Raw genomic sequence first — 15,318 nt, forward strand, 5'->3', positions numbered from 1 at the left:
GCCTCCAACGTTACTTAATTCCTATATCATTCATTAAAGTATTAGTGTTAAGAGTCTTTTTAATGAGTCCATTTTTTGTTGTCCAATCTACAACAGACTTAACGTCAGTTTCTTGTGGAAGAGCATTTTTTCTAAACTTGGGTAAATTAAGTTTGCCCTTCATATCAGCAGGATAACCAACGGTTTTTATAATGATATCCTCATATTCTGAGATTGGTGTATTGTTTATGTAATCTACAGCTTCATTGTAGGCTTTATAAAATGCTTTTATTTCAGTGCTCTTTGAATCTATTGCTTTTTGAGTAAAAGCTGTTACTGAAGAATATATATTAAGATTGCCTGCACTTCCTAGAAGTACTCCTCCATCCTTTATAGCAAGGGATGCAAAGGGTTCAGGAAGCAGTGCTGCATCTACATTATTATTTCTTAACATTTCAAGTCTAGTAGGTATAGCAGGAACTATAGATTTTTTTACATCTTTAGGATTAAGAGAATTTTTCTCTAATATTTTATCAAGAGAGTATTCAATAGAAGTCTTTTCTGAAATTGCTACACTCTTACCCTTAATATCATTTACTGATTTTATTCCTGATTTTGAATTTGCTATAAGCATAAAATCCCCATCAGTGATTCCAGTTATTTTTACATCAAAATCCGCATTTTGATAAAGAGAAATAGCTATTTCATCACAAATAACTCCATCTAGATTTCCAGTTTGAAAAGCTGCGTCTCTATCTTTTGAATTTTTAAATGGTTGAAAATTAACATCTATACCTTGTTTTTTAAAGAATCCTTTCTCGTTTGCAATTACAATTGGTATTGCATCTACAGAAGATATTGCTCCAAAATTCAATTTTTGTTTTGCTGCGGTGGTAGAAGCCGTTTCTTTCACAGGTGAGCATGCAGATAATGTTAGAATTAGTGTACAAGTAGTTACAATAGATAATATTTTTTTAAGTTTAATCATTTTGGTCCTCCCATTTTTTAAATAATATGTTTTCTATAGAAAGAGAATCTAATATCTTTCCTACTACAAAGTTAATTAAATCTTCCATACTTTCTGGTTTATGATAAAATCCAGGCATAGCAGGAAGTATACTTACACCAAGCTTTGAAAGCTTTAGCATATTTTCAAGATGAATTGCATTCAGAGGTGTTTCTCTAGGAACGAGGATTAGTTTCCTATTTTCTTTTAAGGCAACATCAGCCGCTCTACATAATAAATTTTTTGCTAAGCCATTACTTATTTCAGCTAGAGTTCCCATAGAGCAAGGAACTACAACCATAGCATCAAATTTATAGGAACCACTGGCAACTCCCGAAAATAGATCATTTATATCTTCGAGCTTGACATGATTATAAGTTTCTTTTAAAATTCTTACCCACTCATCAATGTTTACATTAGTTTCAAATTTCATTACTTTTTTACCGTTGTCAGTACATACAATATGTACGAAAATATCTTTTTTTAAAAGTTCTTGAATTAATCTTATTGCATAAATACTTCCGCTGGCTCCAGTAATTCCAATAATTATTTTTTTCATATTTAATCTCCTTTGGATTATAAATGTAGCTTTTTATATTAGTGCATCAATAACTCCACATACTAAAAATACTATACTAATAATTTGATTAATACCATAGGAGGCTATTTTTACATTGGTTAAATTATGTGGCGAAACCATCTTATGTTCAGCAACGAATAAAATGGATATGATTGAAAGTCCAATGTAATAGATAATTCCTAACTGGCTGCTTAAAATTCCTACTATAATTAATAATATTAGAGTTATGCCATGAAATAGAGTAGAAATATACAGGGCATTTCTCACTCCGAATCTTGCTGGTATTGAGTGTATTCCATTAGCTGTATCAAAGTCATAATCCTGTGCGCCGTATATTATATCGAAGCCTGCAACCCAAAGGGTGTTAGCAGCCCCAATAAAAAGAGGCAGCCAAGTTATCTTCCCAGTAACTGCTAGCCAAGCTCCTACTGGAGCTGCAGCTGAAGTTATACCTAAAACCAGATGGCAGGCCCAGGTAAATCTTTTGGTATAGGAATAAATAACCATTAAGAATAATGCTATAGGTGATAAAATTAAGCATAATGGATTCAGCATTGCTGCAGCAACAACCATTATTAAAAAGCATATTATTACAAATGCTAATACTTCTTTCTTTTTTAGCAAACCTTGAGGTAGCTGCCTTGAAGCAGTTCGCGGATTTTTAGCATCTATTTCAGCATCGATAACTCTATTGATGGCATTTGCTCCAGTTCTTGCCCCCAAAAAGGCAATTAATATCCAAAATATCGTATAAGGAGAAGGAAGTCCATTACTGGCAAGAAGCATTGAAATAAGTGCAAAGGATAAGGAGAAAATAGTATGCGAAAACATAACTAATACTCCATAATCATGAAGCTTTTCTATTGCTTTATTCAATATCATATTCAGCCCATCTCCTTGAAACAAGATCTTTAATATCCTCTGTCATTTCAATATCATCAGGCCATTCTCTTGTATGACCCTCACTAATCCACTTTTTAGTAGCATCTATACCCATTCTATATCCGTAATGTGGAAGGTCAGATGCATGATCAAGAGCGTCTAAAGGTCCTTCAGAAATAACTATATCTTTTTTAGCATCTATATTATTAAAGACCTTCCATGCTACAGTAGATATATCTTTAGGATCTATATTTTCATCAACAACAATTATCATTTTTGTATACATCATCTGTCCGATTCCCCATAGGGAGTTCATTATTTTCTTGGCATGTCCAGGATAACGCTTTTTTATAGAAACAATAACGCAGTTATGAAAAACTCCTTCAAGTGGAAAATTAAAATCAACTATTTCTGGATATTGCATTTTAAGTAATGGTAAGAAAATTCTTTCTGTGGCCTTACCCATATAACAGTCCTCCATAGGTGGCTTACCTACTACAGTGGCTGGGTACACAGGATTCTTTTTATGAGTAATACAGGTTACATGAAATACTGGATAATAATCTGCAAGAGAATAATATCCAGTGTGGTCTCCAAATGGACCTTCAAGCCTTAAATCTTCATTAACATCTACATAGCCTTCTATAATAAATTCCGCATCGGCAGGTACGTATATGTCATTAGTTATAGACTTAACAAGCTTCACTGGAGCCTTTCTTAAAAATCCTGCGAACATCATTTCATCGATATTTTTTGGCAGTGGAGCGGTAGCAGAATATGTAATTGCAGGATCACAGCCAAGAGCTACTGATACAGGCATCTTACCGCCTAAGGTTTTATATTTTTCATAAATCTCTCGACCATCTTTATGTAAATGCCAATGCATGCCGGTTGAATTTTTATCATATACTTGAAGTCTATACATACCCATGTTCTGAATTCCACTTTCAGGGTCTTTAGTTATAACAAGAGGTAGTGTTATAAAGCGTCCACCATCTCCAGGCCAGCACTTCAATATGGGAAGCTTTGATAAATCAGGATTATCCTCAATGATCTCTTGGCAAGCACCTTTAGTTGGTAACTTTATGGGGAATATAGTTGCCATTCTTGTAAGTCTTGGAAGAGATTTAATTTTCTTCATCAGCCCAAGATAATTTGACATATCTATAAATTCTTCTATGTCATTACCAATGTCATCTAGGTTTTCAACACCTAAGGACATGCTCATTCTCTCATAAGTCCCCATAGCGTTTATAAGTACTGGGTATGGGGAATTTTTTACATTTTCAAATAAAAGGGCGGGGCCATATTGCTTTGAGACTCTATCAGTTATTTCAGTAATTTCTAATTCAGAATCTACTTCTGTGTGCACCCTCTTGAGTAGGCCTTTTTCGTCTAAATGCTTAATGAAATCTTGTAAATCTTTATAAGCCATATATTTTCTCCTTTTGTAAAATATTAATTGCTACATTTTAATTTTTATAAATAATCTATCCCATATAATACTACAATAAAATAAGAGAATACTACAAGTAGAATGGAAAAGTTTGTAGTATTCAGAAGATTAATTGTAATCATATTTTAAGCAATTTGTAATGTATTTGTCACAACTTACCATTAACTGGGGATTATAATGAAAATAAATAAACTGTTATGGGCAGGGATGATCAATGAAAAAAATTATATTTATTTTTCTTTCCTTAATATTTATGAGCGGATGTAGTGCTAAAGATTTAACGGATGCTTCCACCGTAAACGTTATAGCGGACTCGCAGCAGGAGGCTGTGTCCTTTGAAAGGGGGATTGTCTATAGCAATACCACCTATGGTTTTACATTTGAGCTTCCGGAGAGCTGGAAAGGTTATTCAATAGTAACTGATAGGTGGGAGGGGAGAGCAATAACAGATAGCGGTCAGGCTGTGGTAGAGACAGGGCCTCAACTTTCCATAAGGCATCCACTATGGTCTTCTAAGCAGAAGAGACAAGATATACCTATTATGATATTTACCAGCAAACAATGGAAGGAACTTCAGGATGAAAAGTTTACTGTTTCGGCTGCACCAATAGGCCCAAGATTATTAGGCAGAAATGATAAATACTTTTTTGCACTTCCACCACGGTATAATTTTACCTTTCTAAAAGGCTATGAAGAGGTGGGAGATATATTAAATAGCAATCCACTTAACACTTTGAAAAGCTAACAATAAGAGGTCTTTACTTTCATTTTACCTATATTTCTATTCCATATTGACACACAAACGTGTGTTCGTATATAATTAACCTATATAAAATTCATGGAAGGTGGAATAATGAAAGTGCTAGCAATGCCAATAGATATGGTATGTTGGTTTGAAAAAACAGGTATACCTCATCCAGTAAGATTTAAAGTTACAAGAGAAGATGAAAGTGAGGTTGTAATAAAGGTAGATAAAGTAATTGCTGTTGATAAGGAAAGGTTGGCAGGCAACGATATGCTGATATTTAGATGCCAAAGCGCAATAAACAATACAAGCAAAGCATTTGAGCTTAAGTATGAGCTCAGAACTTGTAAGTGGATTTTATATAAGATGTGATTTAAATGTTTATTCAACCCACGAAAATTCACAAAATGAACTTTCATGGGTTGTTTTAATGAAGCTGTTTTTTCTAAGTCTCCAATAATAGTAGGGCTTATTCTAATTTATATAGCTACTGCATTTGTGTAAAATCAATCAATCCTAAGCTTCTTAATGCGCAAAGCACTTGCACAGCCACAAATGATGATAATAACCAAAAGAGGCAGTAGAAGATTAAAATTCATGTTAGCTTCTTTCATCATTTCAAAGCCCCATGTTGCTGGGAATATTTTACCAAAAGCTGCAAGTTGCTTTGGCAGAATTTTAGTAGGAAACATTATGCCAGAAAGCATAAGCGACGGTAGAAATATGAACTGTGACACCATTGTAAGTTTTGATGTAGCTTTAATTGTAAGCCCCAAAATGGCTCCAATGCTTAAACTGGTAACAATAAAAATAGCTAACATGATAAAATACATAGCTGAGTTTTTGGGAACAGCTGCATGAAAGGCAGCAGGTGCAACAAAATATATTATAGTACTCATTATAAAGAGATGTACAAAAGCAGAAATAAAATTGTTTATAATTGGGATGCTCAAAGGAATGCGGCCAACTTGATATGACTTTTTTAGTTCACTTCCGTAAGTCTCTGATATAGGAATTGGCGATCCTAAAATTGCCCCCATTGTAACACCAAAAATAGACATAGATTGTATTAGTGTACTCTTGGTGTCAGGTGTTATTGATGTAAATATTCCACCCATAAAACCGAAGAATATAAGCGGCACCACGTAGTAAGTGAGCAGAATACCTTTATTTCTTAAATCAAGCTTCCATTGAAGCAATATACCATATAGAAATGCTTCCATTATTTAACCCCCTTTGCAATACCCAAAAAGCTTTCTTCTAAAGATTGATGTAAAATAATGATATCAATTACAGGATTGGATGAACCTTTAAGGAAGTCTAATATTTCCATTAAACCATCACTGACATTAGTAGTTACATAGGTGTAATAATTATTTTCAGTTTCAACATATGTGGAATGGAAAAAATCAGCCTTTATCAAGGGATTACAGGTTTTGATTTGCAGTTTGATAAGTGGTTGTATCTGTTTAGTAAGCTCTTCTACAGTGCCGATAAAAGCTATTTTACCGTCCTTTAATATAGCTAACCTGTCGCATAAGCTTTCTATTTCAGCCATATCATGACTTGATAGAACGATTGTTTTGCCGTTGTTTTTAAATCTTCTGATTTGCTCATGGAGTGCTGCACGACCCTCTACGTCAAGCCCAGCGGTGGGTTCATCAAGAAAGATAATATCAGGGTCACCTATTAGTCCAAGCGCAAGATGCAACCGTCTTTTTTGACCTGTAGACAATTGACAATACTGCTTGTTTTTTATTTCCGATAATCCAAGACTTTCAAAAAGGGATAGGTCTATAGTTGACTTATTCCATTTAGAAAATAGCGTAAATGCTTCAATTACTTTTATATTAGCAGGCAGGGAAGATGACTGAAGTTGTACACCAAAATCTCCATTAATTGAAATTTCACCTCCATCATATTTCCTAATACCCTCGATACATTCCAATGTAGTGGTTTTACCCGCACCATTTGTACCTAAAAGTGCAAAAACTTCACCTTTTTTTACATCAAAAGATATTCCTTTAATAGCTGTATTCTGTCCATAGCTTTTAATTAAATTTTCAATCTTTATAGCTAATGTCATTATACTTTTCCTCCCTAAATGGATTTTGTATATTATTAGTTTTCCAATATATATTCAGTGCTTTTCCAATAAACTCATCTACTATTTGTTGCTTTTTCTGCATTTCCTCACTCCATTCCTGTTGAGTTTTATTAAACTTCATAAGCTCTGGAAGTATACTCATATCCCCACCTGTGAAATCCATTATGAACGACCACCATTGTTTTGCAAGTTCTTGTCCTTTGTTACTTTCGGGAGTTATCTTTTGTTCATTAAACATTACTATATCATCACTCATGCTTTTCCATTTTTCAAAAAGTGCAACACCTAAGTTAGGCTGCTCTGAGAACCTTTGTTTAATATGAGTCATAAGAGTGTCATCAAAAAATTTCACAACCCAATAGCCTTCGTTTTTTTGTCTAATTAGTGTAACAATATCAGCATATTTATTAAAATCTACTTCATGAATAAGTGATACCTCGTCTCTCAAGGATTGCACTGCAGCTACAGCTTCTTTTAATTTTTCAATTTGAGATTTCAATGCCTGTTCCTGAGAATTCAGTGTTTTTACAACATCATCAGGGTTATCTAGAGAAATTAGCTTATGCTTGATATCTTCCAAAGAAAAGCCTAAATATTTAAAAGATAATATTTGATGAAGCTTTACCATATCTTTTTTCGTATAAAGACGCCTTCCTCCCTCGCTTTTGAAAGATGGTGTAAGTAAGCCTTCTTTGTCATAATATTGCAGGGTACGTACGGATACGTTCATTAGCTTTGCTAGCTCGCCTACTGTTAATAAATCTTTGTTTTTCATTTTCTTTGCCTCCATACTCACATTATATAATATGACGTAACGTCACAAGCAAGGGTAAAAACAACTTATTTCGTTTTAGTAACATAAAATTATCTGAATAATTTAAAGAGGCTGCTGCACAATTATATTAAGTGTAGTAGCCTCATCTAGTGTAATTTTTATAATACTTTTTTTAAAATTTAAACTTATTTTCTCCTAAGATATATATAATTTGTTTTGAACAAATATTCCATGATAATATATACATTACCAATTATTGAAATATGTTGCAATAAACATTAAGATATTTATAGAAATATTAAAAAATTATAGTATGATAAAATGATAGTGGAAGCAGTAGTGCCAAAATACTAATTTATGGAGGTAAATTATGAAGACTTTATTATTTTTAGCTAAAGGTGTTGAAACTATGGAGCTTAGTGTGTTTGTAGATGTATTAGGATGGGCTAGAAATGACTATGGATATAATACGGAAGTTGTGACCTGTGGATTTAATAAAGAGGTCGTTAGTACATTTAACATACCTATTAGAGTAGATAAAGTAATAGATGAAATTAATGTAGATGATTATGATGCTCTTGCTATACCAGGTGGCTTTGAGGAGTTTGGATTTTATGAAGAAGCCTATGATGAAAAATTCTTAAAATTAATAAGACAATTTGATTCTAAAAGTAAAATAATAGCATCTATTTGTGTAGGTGCATTGCCAGTAGGTAAAAGCGGAGTTCTAAAAAATAGAAAAGCTACAACTTACCATTTGAAAGATGGATGCAGGCAAAAGCAATTAAATACCTTTGGTGTTAATGTGATAAATGAACCTATAGTAGTTGATAGAAATATTATTACATCCTATTGTCCAGAAACAGCTCCAGAGGTTGCATTTAAGCTTTTAGAAATGTTAACTTCAAAAGAAAAAATGGAAGCAGTTAAAGTTGCTATGGGTTTTAAATTATAAAAATTGAGTTTAAAAAACAAACATTTTCTGTACAGGAATAGTTGCGACATGAATTTGAATATCAGATATACTCTTTGTAGAAAGGAGGATTTCATATGGATTGGCTAAAAAGAATGAACAGTGCGCTAGATTATGTTGAGAGCAATCTAGCAAATGAAATTGATATGAAAGTGGTAGCTCAAAAAGCCTGCTGCTCATCTTACAATTTTCAAAAGATGTTTTCATTTATAACTGAAATATCTATTGCTGAATATGTAAGGCGAAGAAGGCTAACTCTAGCTGCATTTGAAATTCAAAATAGTGATATTAAGATAATAGATGTTGCACTGAAATATGGTTATGAGTCACCTGTTTCATTTACTAGAGCATTTCAAGCATTGCATGGTATAGTACCATCCTTAGCGCGCGAGGGTGGTGTTGTGCTTAAGGCCTATCCACGAATATCCTTTCAAATTTCTATAAAAGGAGAAAGTGAGATGGAATACAGAATCGAAACAAAACAAGCATTTGATATCTTTGGAATTGAGATCATTGGGTCTTTAATAGGAGATGAAAGTTATAAAAATCCTGGCCAACTTTGGCGAGAATGTCAGAAAGATGGAATGTATGATGAGCTATTTGAAAACTCAGGTGATTTACCATCCTTTATCTCACAGGATTTATGCAAGATCCATGGTGCAGCAAACTATAGAAAAACAGAAGAGAATACCTTCCCCTATATTCTTTGCTCTTTTGTAAGTAAAAATAGTAATACGGAAGGCTATAAAATTGTTCATATACCAGAACAAACCTATGCTATCTTTCCTTCAAAATCATTTAAATGGGATGAAATCAGTACAGTTCGATGTTCTTTGGAAAAAAGATTTTATAGTGAATGGCTGCCAACTTCAAACTATGAAAAGGTCGATGGTGCGGAATTTGAAATCTATGGTGGAAATACTGAATATGGATATATTGAATTGTGGTATCCAGTAGTGAAAAAATAATGTAGTCATGGCCGCCCTGAAAAAGGGTGGTTATGGCTTTTTGATTTTTATAAGTTACTTCTGCTGTTTATGTAAGACAAAGATATGATGTTGTGCAAAAGTTTGTAAATTGTAAGAGGAAATTATTGGTGTTTATAGAATTATTGTATTGTTAATGATAAAGCCTTAGGGTAAAAGATATAATACTGTTTATTGTAAGCAATGTTAAAAAAGCTTGCTTTTTAACAAAGATAAATAAGAAGGCAACAGTACATTCTTTTGGAACCCATCTTCTTGAGGGGGGCACTGATTTAAGATTTATATAGGAACTATTAGGCCATTTCAGTTCTAAAATAACTGAAGCATGGAGGAATTACAGTGGATGAAATTGAAATAAAAAAGCTAAACAATAACGAAGAAACTAAGAAATATAAAATTAACATAAATAATAAAAAGAAAGGGCTGAGAATCTATGGGGATATTTGATATATTTAAAAAAAAGAAGCCAAGTTTAAAAAGTGATATCGTGAGGGCATACGAATGGATTTCCACAGCATTAAAAAGTTCTGGTTATAATGCTGACTTTTCAATTGAAAGTTTAAGAGAGATTGATAGATTTTTTGATGAACATACTGAGAATGGGCAAGCAAAGGTTGGAGGGTTATTAGCTGAAAGCCTTGGAATGAGATTATTTGCATTAGGTTCTTATGTTGGAGAAGTTTTAAGACGTCAATACGGAGGAGAATGGAAAACTGATGATAATGATCCCAAAGGTGAAATTAACATTGCAGTGAATCTTGGAAATGGCACCGTAGTTTGGCCTGTTCAGAGAGTAATGAAGAGATTCGAAAATGGTAGCGAAGATGGAATTTATGTATATGGGATAGCATGTAAATAAATTGTTAGTATTATAAATAAAATAAGATATTTTTGTAGGTCGATATAAATAGAAATAAATTGAGGGGGATTTGTTTTGAGCAGATTAATTCGTTATGCTAATTTGGAAGATTCAGAGGTTTTAGGTAAAATTCACTCTGAATCACTACAATCAGCGTTTAAAAATGTTATTCCAGATTATGTTTTAAATGTTGATTTTAGTGTTGAAAGAAGGGTAGCACGTTTTAAAAGGGAATTATTAGAGGGTTCGCCTAGGACCGCTGTTATTTTTGAAGGAAACGAACCAGTAGGTTTAATATCATTTGGAAAATGTAGATATGGTGATAATGATAAATCATGGATAGAGATTTGGAGAGTTTATTTTATACCAAAATTCTGGGGAAGTGGAATTGCTAAAGAATTGATGGAGTGGGGAATAAATGAAATACTAAAAGAAAACTTCACCAATATAGAACTTTGGGTATTAGAAGAAAATATACGTGCTAGAAAGTTTTATGAGAAGATGGGTTTTACGCATGACAATACTGTACAAATAATTGATATGGGTAAAGAGCTAAGAGAACTGCGTTATATTAAGCTATGGTAGCAATATAGCTAATTCACACTCTTCTTATACGACATAACTAATTTAAAGTAAATTAGAATAGACTTTATTTAGAGAGATAAGTTTATTAAAGATTGCTATAATCAGTTAAAGCCAAATGGATATATGATTTTTACTAATATTTCAAAAGAAGCTCCAATGTTTGGAAAGGGTAAACAACTGGATAAAGACTATTTTGAGGTAATGGAAGGATTAAAAATGTTTTTTTATGATTCTGATTCGATAAAACAAGAATTTGGCAAGTATGGATTGATAGAAATTTCTGAAGTTATTGAGTCACATAAGAATAATGAAAATAAACCTCCATTTAAATTTTTAATGGTAAAATGTCATAAAGAACTATAATTACAATTAAATGAAAAATCAAAAATAATAAATTATTAATTGATAAGGCTTATGTGTATTCATAAAGATTTTCAATTGCGTGCTTTAATTATAAATAACAAGTAGATATTGGTAACGAATTAATACATCTGGACAAAATTAAGAAAAGTGGGAGAAAGACATATGATAAAAGAAGTAAATAAAGAAGAGTTATATCGACCTAATCTAAAAATAGAAACTCAGCATTTTATAATTATTTACGGCGAAATGGATAAAGCTTGTATAGATAAGGTGTCAGCTGTTCTCGAAGGTAATTACAGTGAAGTTACAAATAAATTAAAGCAACAGCTTGAAGAAAAGTTAACTGTTGAGATATATACAGATCTTAACCAATTACATATTGCATTAGGTTTTCCAGATGCACCAGATTGGGTAAGAGGAGGGCTAGGGGTTGGTAAAATTGTTATTGCATCACCACTAAATCCACCTCCAGGGTCAGGATTTGACAACGTGGTAAATACTGCTGTTCATGAATTTGTACATATTATAATAAAGAAAATAAATTCGAATATTCCTAGGTGGTTGGATGAGGGCGTCGCTTCTTATGAAGCAAAAGACAATAATGAAATGTGGATAGCAAATACAATTGTAAAAGGTTTGGAAAATAATACACTACCAACATTTGATGACCTAGATACAAGAGAGGATTTTCAAGCATTTTTTAGGAAAGACGGTTATCAATACTCATATACTATAGTAGAATCAATAGTTAATGTATTTGGCTATGATAAGTTATACAGCTTAATAAAGTCACCTAAAAATATTGTAGACATTTTTGGAATAACAGAAAATGAATTACAAAATAAGTGGATTGAATATATTAAGGATAACTACATGGTAAATAAATTATAAATTTCTGTCTTTCGCTTAATGCTTTTAATATGGCATTTAACTTTTAACTTTTCATTTAGTTTACAGGTTTAGCTGGGGGGGATACACTCATGAATATTAAAAAACTTATTCCAAATTCTAATATCAGGAATTGGGTAGGACCTTTTAACGATGACGAGTATTATTATGATTTAGGAAAATCCCAAGCAGAAAAAATCATTCAATGGCTATCAGTAAAGCCTGAGCATAAGATTTTAGATATTGGATGCGGTTGTGGAAGAATAGCAATACACTTCTTAAATTATTTGAATGAAGAAGGCAGCTACATTGGAATTGATAGCAACAAGGAGTTGCTTTCTTATTGTAAGGATAATATAACAGTACTAAGGCGGAATTTTCAATTTCAATATGTAGATGTATATAATAGAGCATATTCACCACAAGGAAAAATAAATACTCAAGATTTTGTTTTTCCCATAGAGGATGAATCTATGGACATTGTAATTCTGTGGTCAGTATTTACACATATGTACTTAACTGATATAGATTCATATTTAAAAGAGATACATAGAGTATTAAAAAAAGGTGGACTTGTTTTGGCTTCCTTGAATTTAAATAATTCATTTACTAAACAGCAAATAGAGACAAAAAAATCTCATTTAGATATAAAATATTTTATTGCTGATGGATTATTTAGTTTGGATACTGATACTCCAGAAAGTGGATTTGCTCATGATGAAGATAAAGTAAAAGAGCTTTATTGGAAGTATGGATTTTTAATAAAAGAAATAAAGTATGGTATTTGGTCTTCGAAAGAATTAACAGGAGAGTTTCATGATACAATAATTGCACAAAAGTTGACAACAAAATCATGCGATTAATTAAACGTAGTAGTGATAAACGAACTTCTAATTCTTAATAACCATACATTATAAAATAAATTTAAGATAAATATATTAGAGTTTGTTTAATGTGTAGGAGCAAAAAATTAATATAACATAATGTTACTGTCCGCCTTGTCTGGTGGACTTTTCTTATATAGCATTGTGTAAATATATGGTTTATAATCAATATAAAGGCTAGACTTGGCTTAGAGTCAAAGCTCATTTTAAAATCTAAGATAAAAGCTATCTAAGATTTTAAAATATTAGGGGAAATTCAATTGTTAGTTAAGCAAATTTTAAGATGTTTTATTAATAATAAACGGGGGTAGATTTTATGGGATTAATAGGACAATATATGATGATCAATGATCAAACATTTGGGAGTTTAGTCAATATAGAAAATGATGATTTGATTGAGATAATTGAAGAACTTAGTGAAGATGAGGAAAATGAAGTGTATGATATAGATAAACTTTGGGACGGACTTCACTTTTTCCTTACAGGAATATCAGCATGTCAACCAATAGCAGGAAACAAACTAAGCGAAGCTATTGTTGGGGTTAAGGTATTTAATAACGCTGAAGATGCCGACTTTATAGCCTATACTATGACTGAGGATTTGCATGGAATTGTAGAAGCTTTAATTAATGTAGATGTTGAAAATTTAAGACTAAACTTTGATTTGTCAAAGTTTAGAAAGTCAAAAATTTATCCTAATATTTGGAGAGATAATGAAAAGGAAAGTTTAATTGATGAACTTATGCAAGCATATAAAAATATACTTAATTTCTACACAAGAGCATTAGAAAGAAAAGCTCATGTTGTTATAAGTATATATTAAGTATTTAGAGGGATTGGGGTATTAATAAAAGTATTTGTTGGCATGAATAAAGATTGTTTGACAGGGAGGGTATTCTTGAAGGAGATAATCAAGTGCCCAAACGTTTTTTTAATGCCTATACTGATGAAAATATAAAGAAAGCAGTTTCACAACATTTTGAAATTATCAAATATGAAAATATTGATGTTAAAAAAAGTGCAGTTCATTTGCAATGTATGATACTTAAAAAAAAAGGAGTATATAGCTATTATATATTAGATAAAATCATAAAATAAAGAATGGTAATCTTGTTAAAGATATAGGCTTTAATGGATATTCAACCAAAGAGAAACATGCCATTTATTCATGTTCTAAAAGTATTACTTCAATATTAATTGGAAGGTCTATTCAGCAGGGGTTTATTAAAGATGTTAATCAAAAGGTATTGGACTTTTTTCCTGAGATAACAGTTAAAAAAGAGAACAGAGAACTATACAGTCAGGGACTAGATTTTCTTATTGCAACGGTGTACCACATATACTTCAATTTATTCTAGAAAAAGTTACAGGAGAAGATGTGTTTTCGTATTGTAAGAAAGTAATATTTGATCCTTTAGATATATCAGAAGTTTCATGGGACAAGGATGACAATGGGCTATTAGGGAGTATAGAAATGACACCATTAGATATGGCCAAGATTGGCTATATGTACTTAAATAAAGGTGTGTGGAAATGTGAATAACTCATTCCTGAAAATTGGGTAGCAATATCCACATCTAAACATATAGATACTCCAAACAACTTATACCAAGTAACAAATTTTGGAGCAGGTTATGGATATTTGTGGTGGATTAACTATTTCGGAGGATATCATGCAAATGGATTTGGGGGACAATATATGTTTGTAGTGCCCGAATCAAATTTAATAGTAGTATTTACTGGAGAAGTTTTTGGTGAGGACTTTTTTATGCCACAGTTAGCTATGGAAAGGTATATTATATAGCAATATAGAACCTTGAATATTATGAAATACGAGCAGTTAAAACTAAGAATGGAAAGTTAACTATAAGCATAAAAGATTAAAATATCATATAACAATAAATTATCATACAGCTTGGCTTGAAAATAGAGCCAAGCTATACCTGAGAAGCTAAGAAAGAGTCTTCAAAGCTTCTAGGAGTCGGGAATTAGGAACGTTGTGCGAAATTTTATATATTTTTATTTGATTTTAAGAAGGCTATGTAAAAATTTTTTGAGGTGATGAGATGAAAAATAATGAATACTTATCAAACCAGTGGAAAAAGACATTGTCTTTTATTTTAGCATTAGTTCTATTTATGATTATGGGAGTAATAATCAATCCTTCAATTAGAATACCTGTTATATTTGGTGTTGCATTTGCAGCAGCTATGACATTTTCAGTCAGAAAAAAGGCAAAAATCTAATAGA

19 protein-coding genes and 1 pseudogene are annotated in these 15,318 nt (G+C 31.9%); 13 read left to right on the plus strand and 7 right to left on the minus strand.

Features of this window, described 5'->3' with window-relative positions; translation table 11 throughout:
• Window positions 1–10 precede the first annotated feature (10 nt).
• From bsdE14_RS20410 to bsdE14_RS20425, 4 genes are read right to left on the minus strand one after another with little or no spacing between them, the layout of a single operon-like run.
• Window positions 11–967 carry an ABC transporter substrate-binding protein gene (locus bsdE14_RS20410; RefSeq protein ID WP_264851853.1) on the minus strand — a complete coding sequence of 319 codons (957 nt, stop codon included), beginning with the start codon at window positions 965–967 and terminating at the stop codon, window positions 11–13.
• Window positions 960–1,544: a UbiX family flavin prenyltransferase gene (locus bsdE14_RS20415; protein ID WP_264851854.1), complete on the minus strand. Its 585-nt coding sequence runs from the start codon at window positions 1,542–1,544 to the stop codon at window positions 960–962. Before bsdE14_RS20415 ends, bsdE14_RS20410 begins: the two co-directional genes overlap by 8 nt.
• A gap of 33 nt (window positions 1,545–1,577) precedes the next feature.
• A complete protein-coding gene (locus bsdE14_RS20420) occupies window positions 1,578–2,447 on the minus strand; it encodes a UbiA-like polyprenyltransferase (protein ID WP_264851855.1) in 870 nt (289 codons plus the stop codon).
• On the minus strand, window positions 2,434–3,882 hold the full coding sequence (locus bsdE14_RS20425) for a menaquinone biosynthesis decarboxylase (RefSeq protein ID WP_264851856.1): 1,449 nt from the start codon (window positions 3,880–3,882) through the stop codon (window positions 2,434–2,436). Before bsdE14_RS20425 ends, bsdE14_RS20420 begins: the two co-directional genes overlap by 14 nt.
• Before the next feature lie 235 nt (window positions 3,883–4,117).
• Here bsdE14_RS20425 and bsdE14_RS20430 point away from each other — a divergent pair, with 235 nt between their 5' ends.
• On the plus strand, window positions 4,118–4,648 hold the full coding sequence (locus bsdE14_RS20430; protein ID WP_264851857.1) for a membrane lipoprotein lipid attachment site-containing protein: 531 nt from the start codon (window positions 4,118–4,120) through the stop codon (window positions 4,646–4,648).
• Window positions 4,649–4,756: 108 nt separating this feature from the next.
• Complete coding sequence (locus bsdE14_RS20435; protein WP_264851858.1) at window positions 4,757–5,020, plus strand: hypothetical protein; 264 nt, start codon at window positions 4,757–4,759, stop codon at window positions 5,018–5,020.
• Window positions 5,021–5,154: 134 nt separating this feature from the next.
• Here the strand turns inward: bsdE14_RS20435 and bsdE14_RS20440 are convergent, their stop codons facing one another.
• From bsdE14_RS20440 to bsdE14_RS20450, 3 genes are read right to left on the minus strand one after another with little or no spacing between them, the layout of a single operon-like run.
• Window positions 5,155–5,871 (minus strand): ABC transporter permease, encoded by a 717-nt coding sequence (locus bsdE14_RS20440; RefSeq protein ID WP_264851859.1) that lies wholly within the window; start codon window positions 5,869–5,871, stop codon window positions 5,155–5,157.
• Window positions 5,871–6,734: an ABC transporter ATP-binding protein gene (locus tag bsdE14_RS20445; RefSeq protein WP_264851860.1), complete on the minus strand. Its 864-nt coding sequence runs from the start codon at window positions 6,732–6,734 to the stop codon at window positions 5,871–5,873. The genes bsdE14_RS20440 and bsdE14_RS20445 overlap by 1 nt, the downstream gene beginning before the upstream one ends.
• A complete protein-coding gene (locus bsdE14_RS20450) occupies window positions 6,712–7,530 on the minus strand; it encodes a MerR family transcriptional regulator (RefSeq protein WP_264851861.1) in 819 nt (272 codons plus the stop codon). The genes bsdE14_RS20445 and bsdE14_RS20450 overlap by 23 nt, the downstream gene beginning before the upstream one ends.
• A 370-nt stretch (window positions 7,531–7,900) precedes the next feature.
• Between bsdE14_RS20450 and bsdE14_RS20455 the strand changes: the two genes are divergently transcribed.
• The 11 genes and pseudogenes from bsdE14_RS20455 to bsdE14_RS20505 all read left to right on the plus strand — a co-directional run bounded on the left by bsdE14_RS20455 (window position 7,901) and on the right by bsdE14_RS20505 (window position 15,314).
• Entirely contained in the window at window positions 7,901–8,485 is a 585-nt protein-coding gene (locus bsdE14_RS20455) for a DJ-1/PfpI family protein (protein ID WP_264851862.1), read from the plus strand.
• A gap of 95 nt (window positions 8,486–8,580) precedes the next feature.
• Window positions 8,581–9,471 (plus strand): AraC family transcriptional regulator, encoded by an 891-nt coding sequence (locus bsdE14_RS20460; RefSeq protein ID WP_264851863.1) that lies wholly within the window; start codon window positions 8,581–8,583, stop codon window positions 9,469–9,471.
• A gap of 451 nt (window positions 9,472–9,922) precedes the next feature.
• Window positions 9,923–10,348, plus strand: coding sequence for a DUF3806 domain-containing protein (locus bsdE14_RS20465; protein ID WP_264851864.1), 426 nt, complete (start codon window positions 9,923–9,925; stop codon window positions 10,346–10,348).
• A 75-nt stretch (window positions 10,349–10,423) separates the two neighbouring features.
• The gene (locus bsdE14_RS20470; RefSeq protein WP_264851865.1) at window positions 10,424–10,933 is read left to right on the plus strand and encodes a GNAT family N-acetyltransferase; all 510 of its coding nucleotides are present in this window, start codon (window positions 10,424–10,426) and stop codon (window positions 10,931–10,933) included.
• Window positions 10,934–11,005: 72 nt separating this feature from the next.
• A pseudogene (locus bsdE14_RS20475) lies at window positions 11,006–11,296 on the plus strand (SAM-dependent methyltransferase); the annotation flags it as partial.
• Window positions 11,297–11,458: 162 nt separating this feature from the next.
• The gene (locus bsdE14_RS20480; RefSeq protein WP_264851868.1) at window positions 11,459–12,187 is read left to right on the plus strand and encodes a peptidase MA family metallohydrolase; all 729 of its coding nucleotides are present in this window, start codon (window positions 11,459–11,461) and stop codon (window positions 12,185–12,187) included.
• A gap of 89 nt (window positions 12,188–12,276) precedes the next feature.
• A complete protein-coding gene (locus bsdE14_RS20485; protein WP_264851869.1) occupies window positions 12,277–13,047 on the plus strand; it encodes a class I SAM-dependent methyltransferase in 771 nt (256 codons plus the stop codon).
• A gap of 337 nt (window positions 13,048–13,384) precedes the next feature.
• Entirely contained in the window at window positions 13,385–13,891 is a 507-nt protein-coding gene (locus tag bsdE14_RS20490; protein ID WP_264851870.1) for a YfbM family protein, read from the plus strand.
• A gap of 53 nt (window positions 13,892–13,944) precedes the next feature.
• On the plus strand, window positions 13,945–14,166 hold the full coding sequence (locus tag bsdE14_RS20495; protein WP_264851871.1) for a hypothetical protein: 222 nt from the start codon (window positions 13,945–13,947) through the stop codon (window positions 14,164–14,166).
• 196 nt (window positions 14,167–14,362) lie between these two features.
• The gene (locus bsdE14_RS20500) at window positions 14,363–14,611 is read left to right on the plus strand and encodes a serine hydrolase (RefSeq protein ID WP_264852313.1); all 249 of its coding nucleotides are present in this window, start codon (window positions 14,363–14,365) and stop codon (window positions 14,609–14,611) included.
• Window positions 14,612–15,134: 523 nt separating this feature from the next.
• A complete protein-coding gene (locus tag bsdE14_RS20505; RefSeq protein WP_264851872.1) occupies window positions 15,135–15,314 on the plus strand; it encodes a hypothetical protein in 180 nt (59 codons plus the stop codon).
• Window positions 15,315–15,318: the final 4 nt, after the last annotated feature.

The organism is Clostridium omnivorum, from assembly GCF_026012015.1.
In the GTDB taxonomy this organism is placed as follows: domain Bacteria; phylum Bacillota; class Clostridia; order Clostridiales; family Clostridiaceae; genus Clostridium_AX; species Clostridium_AX omnivorum.